General features: G+C 27.1%; 16 protein-coding genes. 13 read left to right on the top strand and 3 right to left on the bottom strand.

The features are described from left to right. Nucleotides 1–85: 85 nt before the first annotated feature. Both IR151_RS14195 and IR151_RS14190 read left to right on the top strand, forming a co-directional pair. The gene (locus IR151_RS14195) at nt 86–1,021 is read left to right on the top strand and encodes a sensor histidine kinase (RefSeq protein ID WP_227435495.1); all 936 of its coding nucleotides are present in this window, start codon (nt 86–88) and stop codon (nt 1,019–1,021) included. An 18-nt stretch (nt 1,022–1,039) separates the two neighbouring features. Next, entirely contained in the window at nt 1,040–1,777 is a 738-nt protein-coding gene (locus IR151_RS14190; RefSeq protein ID WP_169468229.1) for a LytR/AlgR family response regulator transcription factor, read from the top strand. 160 nt (nt 1,778–1,937) lie between these two features. On the opposite strand, the gene IR151_RS14185 is transcribed toward IR151_RS14190, so the two are convergent. From IR151_RS14185 to IR151_RS14175, 3 genes are all read right to left on the bottom strand, one after another. Then, on the bottom strand, nt 1,938–7,004 hold the full coding sequence (locus tag IR151_RS14185) for a DUF4132 domain-containing protein (RefSeq protein WP_227435493.1): 5,067 nt from the start codon (nt 7,002–7,004) through the stop codon (nt 1,938–1,940). 24 nt (nt 7,005–7,028) lie between these two features. Continuing rightward, nucleotides 7,029–7,448 carry a hypothetical protein gene (locus IR151_RS14180; protein ID WP_227435491.1) on the bottom strand — a complete coding sequence of 140 codons (420 nt, stop codon included), beginning with the start codon at nt 7,446–7,448 and terminating at the stop codon, nt 7,029–7,031. 230 nt (nt 7,449–7,678) lie between these two features. Then, nucleotides 7,679–7,930 (bottom strand): hypothetical protein, encoded by a 252-nt coding sequence (locus tag IR151_RS14175; RefSeq protein ID WP_227435489.1) that lies wholly within the window; start codon nt 7,928–7,930, stop codon nt 7,679–7,681. A gap of 88 nt (nt 7,931–8,018) precedes the next feature. Here IR151_RS14175 and IR151_RS14170 point away from each other — a divergent pair, with 88 nt between their 5' ends. From IR151_RS14170 to IR151_RS14120, 11 genes are all read left to right on the top strand, one after another. Continuing rightward, complete coding sequence (locus IR151_RS14170) at nt 8,019–8,765, top strand: YkgJ family cysteine cluster protein (protein ID WP_227435487.1); 747 nt, start codon at nt 8,019–8,021, stop codon at nt 8,763–8,765. A 44-nt stretch (nt 8,766–8,809) separates the two neighbouring features. After that, nucleotides 8,810–9,721 carry an MBL fold metallo-hydrolase gene (locus IR151_RS14165; RefSeq protein ID WP_413926648.1) on the top strand — a complete coding sequence of 304 codons (912 nt, stop codon included), beginning with the start codon at nt 8,810–8,812 and terminating at the stop codon, nt 9,719–9,721. Nucleotides 9,722–9,771: 50 nt separating this feature from the next. Then, the gene (locus tag IR151_RS14160) at nt 9,772–10,584 is read left to right on the top strand and encodes a GTP pyrophosphokinase family protein (RefSeq protein ID WP_227435483.1); all 813 of its coding nucleotides are present in this window, start codon (nt 9,772–9,774) and stop codon (nt 10,582–10,584) included. 109 nt (nt 10,585–10,693) lie between these two features. Then, on the top strand, nt 10,694–11,386 hold the full coding sequence (locus IR151_RS14155) for a metallophosphoesterase (RefSeq protein ID WP_227435481.1): 693 nt from the start codon (nt 10,694–10,696) through the stop codon (nt 11,384–11,386). Nucleotides 11,387–11,472: 86 nt separating this feature from the next. After that, nucleotides 11,473–12,408, top strand: coding sequence for an MSCRAMM family adhesin SdrC (locus tag IR151_RS14150; RefSeq protein WP_227435479.1), 936 nt, complete (start codon nt 11,473–11,475; stop codon nt 12,406–12,408). 33 nt (nt 12,409–12,441) lie between these two features. Next, nucleotides 12,442–13,599, top strand: coding sequence for a class I SAM-dependent methyltransferase (locus tag IR151_RS14145; protein WP_227435477.1), 1,158 nt, complete (start codon nt 12,442–12,444; stop codon nt 13,597–13,599). 151 nt (nt 13,600–13,750) lie between these two features. Continuing rightward, on the top strand, nt 13,751–14,311 hold the full coding sequence (locus tag IR151_RS14140) for a 5' nucleotidase, NT5C type (protein ID WP_227435474.1): 561 nt from the start codon (nt 13,751–13,753) through the stop codon (nt 14,309–14,311). Nucleotides 14,312–14,339: 28 nt separating this feature from the next. After that, nucleotides 14,340–14,831 carry a hypothetical protein gene (locus tag IR151_RS14135; protein WP_054272357.1) on the top strand — a complete coding sequence of 164 codons (492 nt, stop codon included), beginning with the start codon at nt 14,340–14,342 and terminating at the stop codon, nt 14,829–14,831. A 234-nt stretch (nt 14,832–15,065) separates the two neighbouring features. Further along, nucleotides 15,066–15,617, top strand: a complete 552-nt coding sequence (locus IR151_RS14130; RefSeq protein WP_227435472.1) for a helix-turn-helix domain-containing protein — start codon at nt 15,066–15,068, stop codon at nt 15,615–15,617. Nucleotides 15,618–15,702: 85 nt separating this feature from the next. Continuing rightward, on the top strand, nt 15,703–16,635 hold the full coding sequence (locus IR151_RS14125) for a D-aminoacyl-tRNA deacylase (RefSeq protein WP_227435470.1): 933 nt from the start codon (nt 15,703–15,705) through the stop codon (nt 16,633–16,635). 71 nt (nt 16,636–16,706) lie between these two features. Next, entirely contained in the window at nt 16,707–17,570 is an 864-nt protein-coding gene (locus tag IR151_RS14120; protein ID WP_227435468.1) for an EamA family transporter, read from the top strand. Nucleotides 17,571–17,978: the final 408 nt, after the last annotated feature.

The following is a 17,978-nucleotide window of genomic DNA, read 5'->3' as shown; positions in this document are numbered from 1 at the left end:
TTAATGTACATGTAAATTTTGACTTTTTACATAATTTTTTTAAAATGATATAATTTTCATATAAATTGTAGATGGGAGGGAAATTATGGAGAATAACTTTATATTTCCTATAGTAATACTAACCTTATTTATATTTAGTAACCTTATAATGAATAAGTACAGGTTTTATAAAGAATTAGACATATTAAAAAGAGGACTACTAACATTTTTTTTATCATGTTTTGTATGGATTTTATTCATGGAGGGTATTCAATATATACAATTAAGTTTAGGATATAATTTTTTACTTGAAGGAGTATTAAATATTATACTTTTTTTAAGTTTAATTATTTTAAGTCTTTATATAGGATTTAAATTTATAAGATTGCTAGACAATAACAATAAACAAGAGTACAAGTTACAAAAACTAGATAGTAAAATAAATCATAAGGACAATATAATCGTGAAATTAAGAAGTCAAAAACATGACTATTTAAAACATTTACAAGTAGTATATTCTTTATTAAATACTGGCTTAGCTGAAGATGCTAAAGGATATATAATGAATATATCAAATAACTTTAAATCAAAAAACTCAAGGTATGGAAAAGTATCTTATTTAGATGCTATAGCTTCATTAAAATATGAGGAATGCCTTGAAAAGAATATATCTTTTGATGTCTATATTCAAGATTTTATGGATAATTTAGAGATTGAACCTAACGACATGAGTTCAGTACTATTAAATATAATAGACAATGCAATAGAGTCTTTGTCTGCTATAAAAAAGGAAAAGAAGTATATAAGATTGCATGCATATGAAGATGAATTTCAGTATATTGTAGCCATAAAAAATAATGGTCCTAAAATACATAATGTTGAAAGTATATTTTTGGATGGGTTTAGCACTAAAGAAGGACAAGATAGAGGTTTTGGGTTATATCTAGTTAAAAATATATTAGATAAGTATGATTATAGTATACTTGTAAATAGTGACGATTTTTTAACTGAATTTGTAATTTTAATACCAAAATATTATTAGTTAGGAGGAGAGAAGTCTGTGATAAAAGTTTTGATTTGTGATGATGATAAAATTGTAAGAGATGATATAGCAAATATAGTTAAAGAGTCTGGATATGTAGATTATGTTAAGAAAGTCAAGGATGGTATAGAAGCAATTGAATTTATAAAAAGTGAGAAAATAGACTTATTGATTATTGACATTGATATGCCATATAAAAATGGGATTGATTCTGCCAAAGAAATTCTTTCTATAGATAAAGATATACATATAGTTTTTGTAACAGGTTTTGCTGACTATAGTCTTGAGAGCTTTAAAGTACATCCTATAGATTTTATAGTTAAGCCGTTTAAAAAAGAAAAAATAATTGATTCAATTAATATAGCAATAGACCACATTAACTCTCATAAAATTGCAAAAAATAATTTTATAGAAGATACTCTTTTTGTATATAAAATAAGGAAACAGATACATATGATTAATTTTGATGATATAGTCATGTTTGAGAAAAATTCAAGAGCTATTAATTTATATACTAGAGATGAAGATACGATAAAATTTTATGAGAACTTTGATGATTTAAAAAAACGCCTACCTCCTAATTTCTTTATGACTCATAGACAATACATAGTAAATTTAAGACTTATACATAAGGTTATACCTATAAATAAGTCTTCTTTAGAGATAAAATTTATAAATTTTCAAGAAAGTGCTACTTTAAATAAATCTTTAGAAAAAGATTTTCTATACAGATTTTATAGGGTTAAAAGGTTCTAATGAAGAAAAAAATTTTCAGTGATATACAATATGTACGATGAAGATATCATATAAATTTGCTATAGTTATAAATTAATTCATATAAAATATAATATAAAAACATATTGGACTTTCATGGAAAATTAGAAAGCCCAATATGTTTTAGAGATAAATCTTATATTTATAAGTTGCTTAAAATACTAGGGTCTTTAATCTTATTATCTTCAGCAAGTAATAAGATTTTAGACATAATCTCAGCAGTCTTAGGGTCTTCATCAGCAAAAGGAAGGAATATCTTTCCTCTACTTTGAGAATGTACAGGAAGTATATTTAAAGCACTCATTCCTTTTTTATGTACAATACCAGAACCCATATGTACAGAATACTCACCTAAATTGCCTGCTATAAGAGCATGAGACCCTTCAAAATTGACATTTTTAATCTTTAACAATAATAGCAATTCTTTAGCAATTGCTATACGCATCTCTACAGTAGAATGGCTTGTTTCAGGGTCAACACCACCAGCATGAGCGACACTTACAACGAGGTCTATATCACGCATAACTTCTGAAAATAAAATTGGAGGTATTGAAGCCAATTCTAAGCTTTTATAAGTTTTTCTATCAAAGAATTCTACTGTTTCAATAGTAGGTGGCTCAATGTCTGCTGGCGAAAACCAATCAGCAAGTGCAAACATTTTTGCTACTATATTTTCTTTATAAAACACTTTTTGTAAACCTTCTTCATAATCAACAGTCCAAAGCTGATTTCTAAGAAGTGCTACAGTTTTCTTTGGCTGGATTTGGTGTCCAGCATATCTACGAGATATAGTTTTTTCAGATAATTCATCACTATTTATTCTATAATACTCGCGAAATACTTGCTTAAATGGCTGAACAATTTGCTTATTAAATAAGTCATGTTGGAATTCACTCCATTTACCAGATTCAAAAAGATGAACCGGATGTGCAAGTTTTAATTTATTTTTTGCTGTTAATTTAGAAGTCTCGCCCTCTATATTGCAAATAAAGAACTTAGACTTATCATTATAAACATATCCAATATTATCATCGCACACCCACACTAGATTCTTAATCAAAGGACAAATAACTGGGTTTTTATAAATATTGGAGATTTCCTTAACTGTAAATACTGTTTCATTTTTCATAGCTTGCTCTAAACTTTGTTTTGCACGAGAATACTGACTTTTTAAATCTCTTTGTACTGATTTAAGTTCAAGTACATATGGATGTTTTGCAAGAGCTTTTGGTACACTTTTTAAAGTCTTATCACCTTTTTGGACTTTTATAGATGTTTTTCCTTTTTCATCAACATCTATCCAAAGTGAAGTTCCATCAATATTCTTTGGTTTAAATATATGAGCAACCTCATTTAGTTTTTCCGTTTCAAGAGCCCACATCATACGATTGATATCTTCAAAACCAGCACTTCTAGCTAAGTTTTCCATTGCTATTGCACAAGCCTTTGATTCACTTTCACGACGTTGTGCACCAAATTGTTTACTTTCTTTAGCAAACTTTTGAATAAATTCATAACGGAAAGTTGCTTCTTTAAGGTCTCCTTTTTTCATAGGAAGTAAAGAGAAACTTCTCAATTTATCTTGATTTCTATTTGTTTCAATTTCTTTCATCAGCATATCTTTATCAAGTTTTCCAAGTGTAGCATCAGCATAAAGTTGTGCACGTCTGTGAGAGTTTCCACCACTAGTTATGTATTTAGCTGATTTGTAAAGGAGATTGAATCTTTCTTCTCCAATAGTTTTATATGAATCTAAAAACCAATCCACATCAAATGCTCCATCCATGAAACTCTGTGGTGATATAGGAGAGAATAGAGCAACTTCTGATTCTTTTTGAGCAGAGAAGCCTTCATTTATATGTGCATGGAAATACCAAATTGTACTCTTTAAACCTTTCCAGTTTAAATATTTTTCAATTATATTTACCCATTGAGGAGCATACATAGCAGCTTCTATTAATCTTAATTCAGTAATATCAGTAGTTTTAAGTAATTTTTTTAATTCTTTAGAATTATCTTCTTTAGTAGGATAACAATTTTTAAGTAGAGAACTCAAAACATCTTTTTTTGAATAATTACTACCATATGAATATCCTCTTTGGAAAGTTTCTTTACCAAGAGCAACTAAGATATTTACGAAATAATTCATACCCTCAAAATGTTGTATATTATCAGCTAGATGAGAAACTTCTGTTGGCATATCACCCCTACGTGATTCGATTTCTATAATTCTATTTGTAACTGTTTTTATATTGTTTTCAAGCCATGGATGTTTTTCTAATGTATCACCACCCCATCTAGGGTTTGTCAAAATTCGTATTATATTTGTTGCATTGTATCCAGTTACAATTTCTCGATTGATTTGTTCCTCAGTCATTAATCCCAATTCATATGCACGAGCAAATATATCTATATTAGTATAAAATGGGAATTTATATTCTAAAAGTTGATAATTTGCAAATGTAGTATAGAAGAACTTAGTAAAAGAAATATCATCATAAATAAATGAATGTGCCTTTCCAAGCCAATAGTTTAAAATTGGTGCATCTAAAGCAGGGCAGTATTCATTTTGTCTATAGTAGTTTTTAGTAAACTCAACTCTTTGCTTTTTACATTGTTCAGTAGTTAATAGGTTTCTAAGTTTGTAGTATGTATCTAAACAGTATTCAAACATTTCTTTCTGGTCAAATTCATTTAGTAATACTGCAAGTATTTTTCTTGTAAGAACATCAAATTTTAATTTATCTAATTTTGTATATAATTTTTTTTGTTTTTTTTCATCAAGGACATTTGAGTATATAGATGAAAACCAACTTTTTTCTATTTCATGATAAGAGCATGAGCGTATGCTATAAAATAAAATATCAAGGATTATTTTATAATCTAAATTAAGTTTCTTACTAGTTTCTCTCCAAAGTTCAGCTAATGGATAATTATCAATAGTATCCTTATTATTTCCAGTTATATGTTTAATAGGAGTTAGATTATATGTAGAGTAACCTAAAAGTATTTTATCCATATTACCTGACCATCTCTCAACCTCATACTCATAATCTGCATTTTCAATAATAAGTTCATCAAATTTTTCATATACTTTTAATATTTTATTTATATCTACATCGAGAATCTTCTTAGCTTCTTTTTTAGTTGATATAGAAACAGAATCCTCATTAGAAGATAAGCTTAAATTGGAAATAATCTTATTAAGTTTTGATGGAGTAGAGGAATCGTATTTAAAATCAAATTGTTCAGGAATTTGAACCTTATTTTCAGGATTGTATATCCCAAATCCATTTTCTTTACAATAATCATTTTTTGCTTTACCTAATAAATTATCAATTAATATCTGAACTTGAGATGTATTCTTTTTAGACTTATCAACACTTTCCACTAATGAAATAAGTTTATTGTATAGTTCTTGTCTATCAGTATTGTCTTTTAATAAGTTTACAATTTCAAGTCCTCCAAGACATTTTTGCGAATTTGAAGATTTTATTAGAGAAGAAGCAATATTTTCTAGTTTTGAATCATCTTGTTCAAGTAAAATCTTTATTACTGTTTGTCTGATAGAGCTTGTTTTTAAAGTAAGTAAGTTGTTTATTCTGTCTAACTCTACATCTGATAAGTCAAGTTCTTTAAGTAGACTTAATACAATTTCTCTATTAGAAACACTCTTATCGCTCAAACATTCTAATAAGAAACTACGTTGTTTATCTGTTTTTGGCTCATTTATAAAATTAGCTATAAATGAAGCTCTTAAATCAGAACTCATAAGAAGATAGTTGTCCATTAGAACATCCATAAATTGAGTATTCATATCATATGCTGTTAATGTCATCATGCATCTAAGGATACTGTAAGAAGAAATTTCGACCCAAGACCATGGAAATACACTGCCAGAAAATTCCTTAGTTTTTGAATTTAAAAGTTCTAAAGTATGTTTTAGATTTTCAAATTGTTCCTTTCTAGCATCAAAGTCTTTATTAATAGGAGAATTTGATAAGTCAAAATCAACTTTTTGGTTTTGCCAATTATAGTAGTAACCAACAGAACTTTCTACATAGAAATTTCTAACTACCCATGCAAGTATCTCTAAATCGTCGCCTTTAATATTTTTAGATGCAACAGAGTGTTTAAAATATGTACTTTCTGTATTTGATAAGAAGTAAAGAGCTACAAGTTTTTTGTACTTTTCATCATATGAAAGCAATTTTTCAATAAGAGTGTATGAATCATAGATATTGTAAGTTGCAGCTGCCCATAAACTAAAATAAATTTCAAGGTTATCCTTACTGTTAATTGACTCTATACAAAACTCTTTATCAGTCAATGATTTATATGAAAGTTCTAAGCACTTACGAATTATTCCAGGTTTTTGGTCTGAAAAACCAAGCCCTGTCCATGTATCTAAAGCTCTTATAACAGAACTAAATCTTTCTAAATTGTTATCTAGGATAGTTTTTAACATATAGACAGATGCAGGAATTGTACCTTCGTCTAGGCTTTCTACAATTTGTTGTCTAAGACCTTCTTGTTGCTTAGCAGCCAAAAGAAGTTTAGAAAGCATTTCATAGCATTTTTCACTATGACTTTTCATAATACCAATTATCATTTGTCTAGTAAGTAGGGCAGTTTGATTTTCTCCAAAAATTACTTCTTCTAAAGCATTGATTACATCATCATTTCCATTATCTATTTCTAATGCGATTTTATCACTCATTATATAATCATATTGAAGAACTTTATCTGGAAGTGTAAGATAATCTAATACAGAAAAATCGTAATATATCAAACTCACATAATGTGAAATAAGCCTAATTATACTTCTAAAATAATCTTTAAGTTTATTTGAGCGATACCCTTTACGATAGTATCCTCCTGAATATGTATAATTCATTTTTCTTTTAATTAATTGACAAAGTTCTTCTACTTGCTCAGAAGTAAACATTAATTCTAAAGCATTTTTTAAAGGGCCAGAAAGTAATGTGTCTACACTTTCAATTTCATAGTAATAACAATTATAGTATTTTTTTATCATATCTAAGAATTTATTTTCATCTTTTACATCATAATAGTATGATTCGTCTTTTACACAATCCCAAAGAGCTTCAGTTAAATCGTAATATGGTTTTGAAGAAGATTTAGTAAGATTGTTTTTAAAATCTTCAATTATTTTAGGATTTTTTTCTAATCTAGTACGTTCTGACATTTATGTACCTCCAATTTATTTATTTTAAAACATCCTTCCAGCAAGTAGAGTGAGTCTTATAAAAGTGAATATATCACTATCTTTTAAATTTATAGGAGAATTGAGTTCTTCAATAACATCTTCGTTTATAAGAACTTTATAGATTCCATCTTCAAATGCTTGTAGTGCAACTTCTATAGCTTTTTCTATAGATTGTTTGTTTTCATTGTAGATAGAGCCGAATCCAACTTTTCCAATGGTAGCTTGAGACTCAATATCTTCACTAGTTAAAAAGCTTATTATTGATTTTTCTGGGGTCTTTTCATTATATTCAAGAACATTTTTAGATACAATTTCAGAGATAGCCTCTTTTAGGCAATTGATGTTGTCAGATAAATCAAAGGGGGTAAGTTCTAGCATAGGTCTACGTTTGCCAACAGCTTTAACTCTAAAATAAATTTGCATAAAATCACCTCGCAAAATATTAAGTATTAAGAAACTTAAAAAATTTATCTATTTGTTATATTATATCATTTTGTGAAATATTAGTGTGTATTATGGAATTATTTTACAAAAAATAGAAAAAAAGCTATCTTAAAGTCTAAAAAAGAGATAAAAGATAACTTTTAATTATGAAAGTATATAATAATAACTTGTAGTTATTAAAATTTAATTTAGATGTTTAGTTTTAATAACTATCTTTTTTTATTTATAAATTTTACTCCTAAGTATTTTTTGATATCTTCTTCAGGAGAAAAATCGTCAATAAGGATTTCTTTTCCAGTATCTTCAAATACTACTAGAACTTCACAGTCACCTTGTAAGAAAAATTTTCTGACAGTATCCTCTTTAACTTCTCTAACTTTTATTACATTCTTTTTTTCTTTTTCAAAGTCTTTTGTATAGTAACTTCCCATCATATTAATGATTTTTGTATATCTATTCATAAAATGCCTCCTCATGCGATTAAATTTAAAAAATATGTTATAATAATTGTTTGTATTAACTTAATAATTATAACAAGGAGTAATAATAATGACTAGTATAAAAAATAAAGATATTTTAAATTGTATAGATTATTCCACTAAAAATAAGCTCTTTAATAAATTAAATGATGTATATGAATCTTTACCAACTGGAAATTGTTCTGGTTGTGGTAATTGTTGTATGGAATCGGTAGGTATAAATTTAATTGAGTTTTTGAATATATTTTGTTATCTTGAAGATAGAGCGGATTTAAGAAGAAGATGTATAATTAAAATAGTAGACTATTATTTTGAAGAGTATTCTAAAAAAAATTCATGTCCATTCAAAGATGATAATAATAGGTGTTTAATATATGAAGTCAGACCACTAAATTGTAGATTATTTGGACATTGGAAAAAAGAGGACTATAACAAAAATCTAGATAATGTGACTAAGAAAAATAATGCTTATAAAGACTTGATGAAGAGACAACATGGATTTGAAATAAATGATGAAGTGGTAAATTATAGAATAGATTATTGTGAAAGCTTTATTCCAAGTAAAGATTATTTGAGTAAATCTGAGAGATTAAGCTTTTTTGATGAACTTATGATACTAGATTCAAAACTATATTCTAATAGCATTATAGATATAGATTTTAAGGATAGAGGCATAGTTGAATATCTTATAGAATCGCTATTTTACAGAGATTTAGCATATAATGTAAAAATAAGGATATCTAAAGAACCTAAAATAAAAAAAAGAACTATTAATAGAATAAAAAGACTTATTCTACTAGAGTCTTATATTAAATAAATAATAACTTGTAGTATAAATATTGTCAAAATGAGGTGAAGATGGTGAATCTAACAAAAGTAAAAGGAAATACTTTTTTTATAAAAGGTGGTACAAATACAGGAATATATGTGTTTGAGGATAATACAGCACTTATGATAGACCCAGGATTATGTGGTTCGAGGCCCAGAAGAGTAACCAAAGTATTAGATGAAAATAAAATACAAGTTAGATATATTATAAACACTCATGGTCATGATGACCACTATGGGGCATGTAATCAATTTAAAGAACACTATAAAGATGTGTGTGTAATGTCATCAAAATACGATAAGTTATATATAGAAAACCCAGAATTATTTTCAAAGTATATTGTTGGGGGGAAAAGCAATATATTTATGGATAGTATTTTAAAAAGTAAAATGTTAGATGATATAGAAATAGATAAAACTATAGATGCAGGTAGGCTGGAACTAAATAATGAAATGTTTGATATAATTGAATTTCAGGGACATACACCTGGAAGTATAGCTGTTTTAACTAAAGATAAGGTGATTTTTGTGGGAGACCTTTTGATAGGAGATGAAATTCTATCAAAATTCGATTTCTTATTTTTATATGATATACAAGAGCAAATGAACTCGTTAGAAAAGTTAAAAGGTATAGATTTTGAGTATTTGGTTTTGGGACATGGAAAACAAGTGATATCAAAAGAAGATGCTTATAAATTAATAGAAAAGCATTTGAATGCTTTAGAGAAATATTTATACCAAATAAGACAATTACTTGAAAAACCAAAATCTTTAGAAATTTTACTAAAAAATATTATAAATAACAATAATTTAAGCAATAATTATAAAGAGTATCATTTTTTTAAATCTTCATTGATATCTGTTATAAGTTACCTAATTGATTTAGACGAAATAGGGTATATCTTAGAAGATGGAGAATTGCTTTACTATACAAAAACAAAATAAATTATGATAAAATAAAGAAGGTCATAAAAAACAAATAAAGGGTGAGCAATATGGAATACGAAAAATGGAATGAAATACTAGCACCTTATGAACATGCAGTAGAAGAATTGAAAATAAAATTTAAAAATATAAGAAAAGAATATTTAGCAAAAGGCGAGTATTCTCCCATAGAATTTGTCACAGGAAGGACAAAAAAAATATCTTCCATAATATCTAAGTTAAAAAGGCTAAATGCGAAAGATATAGAAACTGAAATTGATGATATTGCTGGTATAAGAATAATGTGCCAGTTTGTTGAAGATATATATTATATAGTTGATTTGATAAAAGTAAGAAATGATATGACTATAATAGGAGAAAAAGATTATATTACAAACTACAAAGATAGTGGTTATAGAAGCTATCATGTTATAATAAAATATCCTATAAACTCAATTGCGGGCTCAAAAGAAATTATATGTGAAATACAAATAAGAACTCTTGCAATGAATTTCTGGGCTACAATAGAACATTCATTAAAATATAAATATGACCATTACATACCTGAGACTCTAGCAGAAAGACTTAGAAGAGCATCTGATGCTGCGTTTCTCTTAGACCAAGAAATGAGTGAAATAAGAGAGGATATAATGAAAGCTCAGGCTATGTATCAAATGAAGTCTATAGCAATTAGAGACACTCTAAATAGAATACAAGAGTTATATGACTTAGGTGATACACATAAAGCTATGCAGTATCAAAGAAAGTTGGATAGAACTGAAACAGACAAAAACATAACCGAAATTTTAGAATTAAAACAAGAAATAGATATGTTATTAGAGCAATATAAGGATAACAAGGTAGATGATAGAGTGGTTCAATAAAGCTACTTATAGAGAAAATTTACTAAATATTAATGGGGCTGCCTCTTAATGGAAAATAATTTCTAAGAAGAGACAGCCTATTTAGTTTAATCAAGGAAGGAATGATGTTATGAGTTTATATGCAATAGGTGATTTACATTTTTCAACATCAGTAAATAAACCAATGAATATCTTTGGTAGTAATTGGGATGGTCATGAAAAAAAGATTATAGATAATTGGAAAGAGGTTGTTACAGAAGAAGATGTAGTATTAGTATTAGGAGATACATCTTGGGGAATTAATTTATCAGAAGCTAAAAAAGACTTAGATATAATAAATGAACTTCCAGGTAAAAAAATACTTATAAAGGGAAATCATGACTATTGGTGGACAACAGTTACAAGTTTGAATAAGCTATATGAAAATATGCGTTTTATTCAAACAAATTTCTATGAATATAGAGAGTATGCAATTTGTGGAGGTAGAGGTTGGATATGTCCCAATGATGTTAAATTTGATGAGACTGATGAAAAAGTTTATAGAAGAGAAGAAAATAGATTAAGGCTGTCATTAGAGTCTGCCCGTAAAAAAGGTTATTCCAAAATAATAGTAATCACTCATTATCCTCCTACAAATGATAGATTAGAGGAGTCTTTATTTACAAAATTATTTGAAGAATATAATGTTGAAAAGGTGATTTATGGTCACTTGCATGGTAAAGAGTCTTTTAAAATGGGTCTAAAAGGAATTCGAAATGGAGTTGAATATATATTAGCATCTTGTGATTATACAGAATTTAATTTAATAAAAGTTCACGATTAAAAAACATAAATTGGTAAATACTATAAGATACATGATTAAAAATAAATATTTGAGGGATTTCGGTTTTGAGAAAGGAGACACGATTTATGAGGTGGATATTAGTTTTTATATTTTTATATCTTATTCCTTTGATAGTGATATTCAGAAATTACAAGAATTTTAAGAGGTCTTGTATCTACAGTAGTATTTATGTAGTATTAGCTACAACAATAATGATAAGTAACATCTATATGAGTGGACTTAATAAGATAAAAGAATCTATGTATTATCATAATTATATTTCTGATGAGACATATGATGAGAAATATGTATCAAATTTTAATGAAAAAGAAGAAGAAGATTTAAAACAAGATAAAAAAAATAGCAAAGAATCAAACAACAAAAAAGTAGATAATAAGCAAGAGAAAAATACACAAAGTACAGAAAATAATAAAGAAGAAAATCAAAAAGATGTAACAAAGAATAATGATTTAGAAAGAAATACTTCAACAAATAGTGAATCAGAAAAACAAGTAAATACTGGAGAAAACAAAGATACTTATACAAGTAAAGAAAATGATAGTGAAGATATAAAAAAAATAGACCTAGAAAGTATAGGAATTTTCAAGAAAGAAATTTATAATATAGAAAGAGTAGCTTTAGTACCAATGAGAGAATGTATACCTTATACTAAGGATATTGCAAAAAATATAACTAAATTATCTAGTATAAAAAAAGATGTTACAAATGCTAGAAATAAGTGTAAAGAAGTTATAGAAGAATATGAGAATATGCAAATCCCAGAACTTTCTAAGGATGAATATACAAAGGTATTAAGTAGTGCTAGAGATGATGTAAAAAAGGCGTATGAACTTAGACAAAAGTCCATGGATAGTGCCTTAAAATTAATAGATACTAAAAGTCCTAAATATATAGGCAAGATAACTGAGTATCTTGATTTATCAGATAAGCAGATAGAAAGTTTTAAAAATAGATTGAATGATTTAAATGAAGAAATAGATGGGTCAAATACTATTGATTAAGAGTTAAAGAGATAAGTTAAAAGGGAGATTAGTATGAATAAGCAGAGTATAGGAAAACTAAATATGTTTTTTATGGGGATTACTCAGAGAAACCTTGAAAATGAAGATTTTTTTATTGAATTAGAAGTAGTTTTTAAATCAGGAAGAAAAGAATTTAAAGGAATTGCAATAGAAGAAGAAGGTAAGTACAAATTTAATTTTAAAGGCAAGTCAGAGTTACATACATTTAGTGAATTGTTAAAAAATATATCTAAAGAAGCGGAAAATTATGATGGGCTAGTATTTAGATATATTGAAAGAGGTACTATTGTCGTAATAGAAGGAGACAATAAAAAAGTAAATGTAAAGTATCTAGATAATAAAGAAGAAGTACCGAAAATAGATGAATTTACAGCATCTCAAATAAAAAACAGAGAGTACTATGTAAAAGTAGGACAAGCAAATGCACTTTTAAAAGAAATTGGAGTACTTACAAAAGATGGTAAAATAAAAAATGATAAAATAAGAAAGTATAATCAAATAGACCACTTTGTGGAGCTTATAGACAATATTTTAAAAGAAATAAAAGACAAAGACTGTATAACAATATTAGATTGTGCTTGTGGTAAATCATATCTAAGTTTTGTACTAAATTTCTATATAAAAGAAGTATTAAAGAAAAACTGTTATTTTATAGGAATAGATTATTCAGATGTAGTTATAGAAGCGTCAAAGAAGATGGCTAAAAACTTAGGCTATAAAAATATGTCATTTATAAAAGAGGATTTAACTAATTATACACCTAATAGAGATGTTGACCTTGTAATAAGCTTACATGCTTGTGATACAGCAACAGATATGGCTATAGGATTAGGAATTAGAGCAAAATCAGAAGCTATAGTAGTAGTACCATGCTGTCATAAGGAGTTATTAGGACAGTATAAATATGAAGCTATGGAACCAATATTAAAACATGGAGTATTTAAAGCTAGATTTGCAGACTTAATAACTGATGGTTTAAGAACGTTATTGCTAGAAGGAAATGGATACGATACTTCTGTGGTAGAATACATATCCCCATTAGATACACCAAAAAATTTAATGATAAGAGCAATAAAAACTAAAACAAATAATGAAAAAGCATTAAATGAATATAGAGAACTAAAAACACAATTTGGAGTAGAACCAACTTTAGAAAAACTTATATATTAGTTGAAAATGTAAAATTTACAAAAAGCTTGCTTAAATATGCAAGCTTTTTGGTATTATATAGGTATAGTCATATATATGATTTTGATTTATAATTAAAGCTGTGCTATAATATTTGATTAATAAAATCAATAAATGTTACATGGAGGTAAAAATGAACAAATTAAATATATGTATTGATATAGATGGAACAATAACTAGCCCTTATCATTTTCTTCCATACCTAAATGATATATTCAATAAAAACATTACAGAGTCAGAGTGTATAACTCACAATTGGGAAGAATTATATGGTTCAGGAATAAGGGATGTATATGCAGAATTTAATGATAAGTATGTACATTCATATGATGAAGCAGAAATTGTAGAAGGAGCTATTGAAGTAATAGAGGAATTATCTAAGGGGCATAATTTATCTTTTGTAACAGCTAGACATGAGTGTTTAACTGATGTAACTAAAAACTGGTTAATTAGACAAGGAATTTTAGATATAGATGTTTACTTATTAGGAAGTGATTATAAAGTTGAAAAGGCAAGAGAACTGAGTTGTGATATATTTATAGAAGATAACCCTTTAAACTCAGTCCAATTGGCTGATGCAGGTGTTAAAGTAATACTTTTAGATACTAACTATAATAAAGATATTGAACATCAAAACATAATTAGAGTTAATAACTGGATAGATATTAAAAAGATTATAGAAGAAAGTAATTAAAAGACTTATAATTTGAAAGGGGGAGCATATGATAGATTTAAAACTAGAAAACAGAAAAGGAAAAATTCATGTAAAGAGTAGTGAGATAAAAGACATTTTAGAATTACGTCCAGACTTTGAATATGTACAAGATATATCAAATACTATAAATCAGGAGAATATATTGGTGTTTGATTGTCAATTGACAGGAAATTCTTTTGATATGGATGATTTAGATATAGAAGAAATATTAGAAGAATTGGGTGAGGAAATAGATGAGTCTTATTTCAATGTCTTATTTGAAGATGTAAGAGCATATTTAAAAGATGCTACTGATGAAATAGAAGCAGATTTGCAAGAAAATTACCTATTTGATAATTTGAGATGCTATTTTGATATATATAATATAAATCAAGAATTCACTGATTTTAAGTTTGTATTTTTAGTTTCTTTTAAGGATATAAAAATATCTTCATTAGCTAATCTAGCTAAGATTGTTTCCAAAAGACAACTGATAGGAGCATCTAAGTTTTATAGTTAAAATACAATTTTATGATAGCAAAAGCTAGTAGTCTTGTAAAAACATAGACTTCTAGCTTTTTTATTTGCTTATTTTTAAAGAAAACTTTAGAATAGTATTTACATTCTTAAAAAAGTATTATATATTAAACATAATGTACAGTATATTGTCTAGAATGTTTTAAAATAAGTTACTGTCTTTAGATAAAATAATTAAATATGCTTATGATTGTATAAGTATAGTCGAGGTGAATTTATGCAGAATTTAAATGAAATAATTGCTGAAAACTTAAAAAAAATAAGGAAAGAAAAACATCTTAGCTTAGATAAAATTTCTCAACTTAGTGGAGTAAGTAAGAGTATGTTGTCTCAAATTGAAAAATGTGAAGTGAATCCAACTATATCTACTATCAAGAAAATAACGAATGGATTAAAAATATCATTTACATCATTGATGGAAAGACAAGAAAGTGAGATAGAATTGGTTGATAAAAAGGATGTAGACCATTTTATTGAAGATGATGGAAAATATGTAAGTTATCCTATATTTCCATTTGATTCCAAGAGAAGATTTGAAATATTTATGATTGAGATAGAAGAGGGTGGAACGTTGGATTCAAATGCGGAACTTCCAGGAACTCAAGAGTTTATTACAGTTTTTAGTGGTGAAATAACTATTAAAATAAATGGAGAGGATTATATTGTATCTAGTGGGAATTCTATAAGATTTAAAGCTGATGTATCACATGTATATAGAAACTCAGGGAGAGGTGTAGCTAAAATAAGTATGGTAGTATATTATGTATAATAATTGAATGGAGTATATAGTAATATTTAGATGATTTTAAGTAGGAGAGTATATAATATTTAAATAATAGGAGTGTGATTTATAGATGAATAACAAAAAAGCAGTTTTCTTCTTTTGTAATAATTTAGATAAAGACCCAGTGGCTAAAAATGTAATTAACTGTTGTGAGGAAGTAATGGATTTAAAGCAGACTGATATTATTGTTGATGATAACTTTGTATTAGAATTTATAGATGAAAACAATAACTTATTCCAGTTTGTAAAAACGGAAAATGTAATAAGTCATGATTATAAATATTATCTGCCAATTTTAAATAAGTATTTCAAAGATTTTGATTTTGCAGGAGTTGTGAATTGGCATGAAGGAGAGAATGCTCCAGAAAATATTCTAACAGCTCATACTATTGGAGATGTACCAACAGGCGAGTTTGGAAATTCAAATCCAAAATATTTTAGAAACTTAATTAATGCAATTGAAGATATAAAAAATGAAAACTCCCTTGATGAATTCACTACATTAACAGAAGCAACTCACTGGTCTGGAACTACATATGGTGAAGTAGCTAAATTAATTACAGAATATTCTGTACCTATGTTAGATATTGAGATAGGAAGTAATAGTAATAGTTTTAATAATAAGACAGCAATACAAGTATTATCGAAGTCTCTAATTAGAGTATTTGATAGTGATGAGCCTATAAAAACTTTACTGTGTGTAGGAGGAGTTCACTTTGAAAATTCTTTTTCAGACATTATAAAAAATGGAGAATACAATATATCAATTGGGCATGTATTACCAAATCAATGGATTGTAAGTGGAATGTATGATAATGAAGATGGATTTGAAAAATTAGAAAAGTGTGTAGACAGTATTGATGGTGGAATTGATGGTATAGTTTTTCATGATAAATTAAAGGGGACTTATAAAGAACAATGTCGTAAGTTAGGGGAAAAGCTTAAGGTACCTGTATTTAAACATAAGATATTGAAAAACCCAAAAGATTTGCCTATATGGTAGATTTGATTTATAATAATGAGATTTAGTAAGTATATTCAGTAATTCAGATTAATTTTTAAGTGAGGTCAAAAATGATAATATCTTATTTTGCACTATTAATTAGAGTAGTGCTGTTAGCCTTTGAAAGAGTAGTTGTAAGATTATTAGGTGATGAGGAAGGCGATATTTATAAAAATATAGCTTCATCATTTTTATTTTTCTTTATAGGTGGAGTATGTTTACTACCATTTAGTATAATGAGTAAGGTTGGAGATTGGTCTTTTTTAATACCATGCTATATAAGTAGCTTAGTTTATTCGATTGGGTCAGTAGCATATGTAACATCTCTAGCAACTGGTGAAGTTTCACTTGTAACTCCAATAAACAGTTTAAACTCACTATTTCTATTGCTTTTATCAGTTGTATTTTTAGGCGAAAGTTTTAGTTTAGCAAAAGTTGCAGGAATTATAATTATGATAGGTGGAGTATTTATATTAAAAAATGTAAGTTCTTTATTAAAAAATGCATCTGCCATTCTAAATAATCTACCATGTAGATTGATGTTTTTGTACATATTTTTTCAATCAGTAGGAAGGGTATTAGATAAGGCATTTTATGTTCAAGTATCTCCTATACTATATTCAACGATACTTTACTTTTTTGTTGGATTAAATCTATTTGTCTTTTTAGCATTTAAAAAGAAACAAAGAGTAATCTATGAAATATTTAGTAATAAGAAGGGACTTTCAATTTTAAGTGGTGCTATTAATGGATATTCTTATCTAGCATTATTAATTGCTTTAAATAATTTAGAACTCAGTATAGCAGAACCATTTTCTCAAGTTTCTATGATAATAACCTTAATACTTGCTCACTTTATATTTAAAGAAAATATCAAGGAGAAAATACCAGGTTCAATTCTTATATTAATTGGTGGATGGTTGTTATTGCTTTAATTGATAAATCAGAGAGATGATGGAAGTCTATAAAGGGCTAGATAAACAAAAATGTGATGGGGTAAAACATGTTGTAGCTGGTGCAGAGAATTTGCACCAGCTCAGACTTTAGACAAACTATATATTAATATTTTCTGACTTTTCATTGTGCTTATTATTCAATGCTTCAGACTATAATTTCCATACCATCATAGGGAAAGGAAATATTATCAAGTTTTTTCTCTAATTCACTACTTTATATTTTTTCTATTTTTTATGTATTTTCTTAAAAAGTTTTCTGGCCTTGTTAGACATAGTCATATTTCTTCTGACTTACATGTGGGTTATAGCAAAGAATGATTCTGTTATCAAGAAAGGTATTAAAAGTAATAAAACATTAACTAAATAGATAATATTTTATTATGTTAT

It is taken from the genome of Clostridioides sp. ES-S-0006-03 (genome assembly GCF_020662275.1).
Lineage (GTDB): Bacteria > Bacillota > Clostridia > Peptostreptococcales > Peptostreptococcaceae > Clostridioides.
The sequence above is the reverse complement of the archived record's forward strand: the minus strand, read 5'-3'. Positions and strand labels throughout refer to the sequence as shown.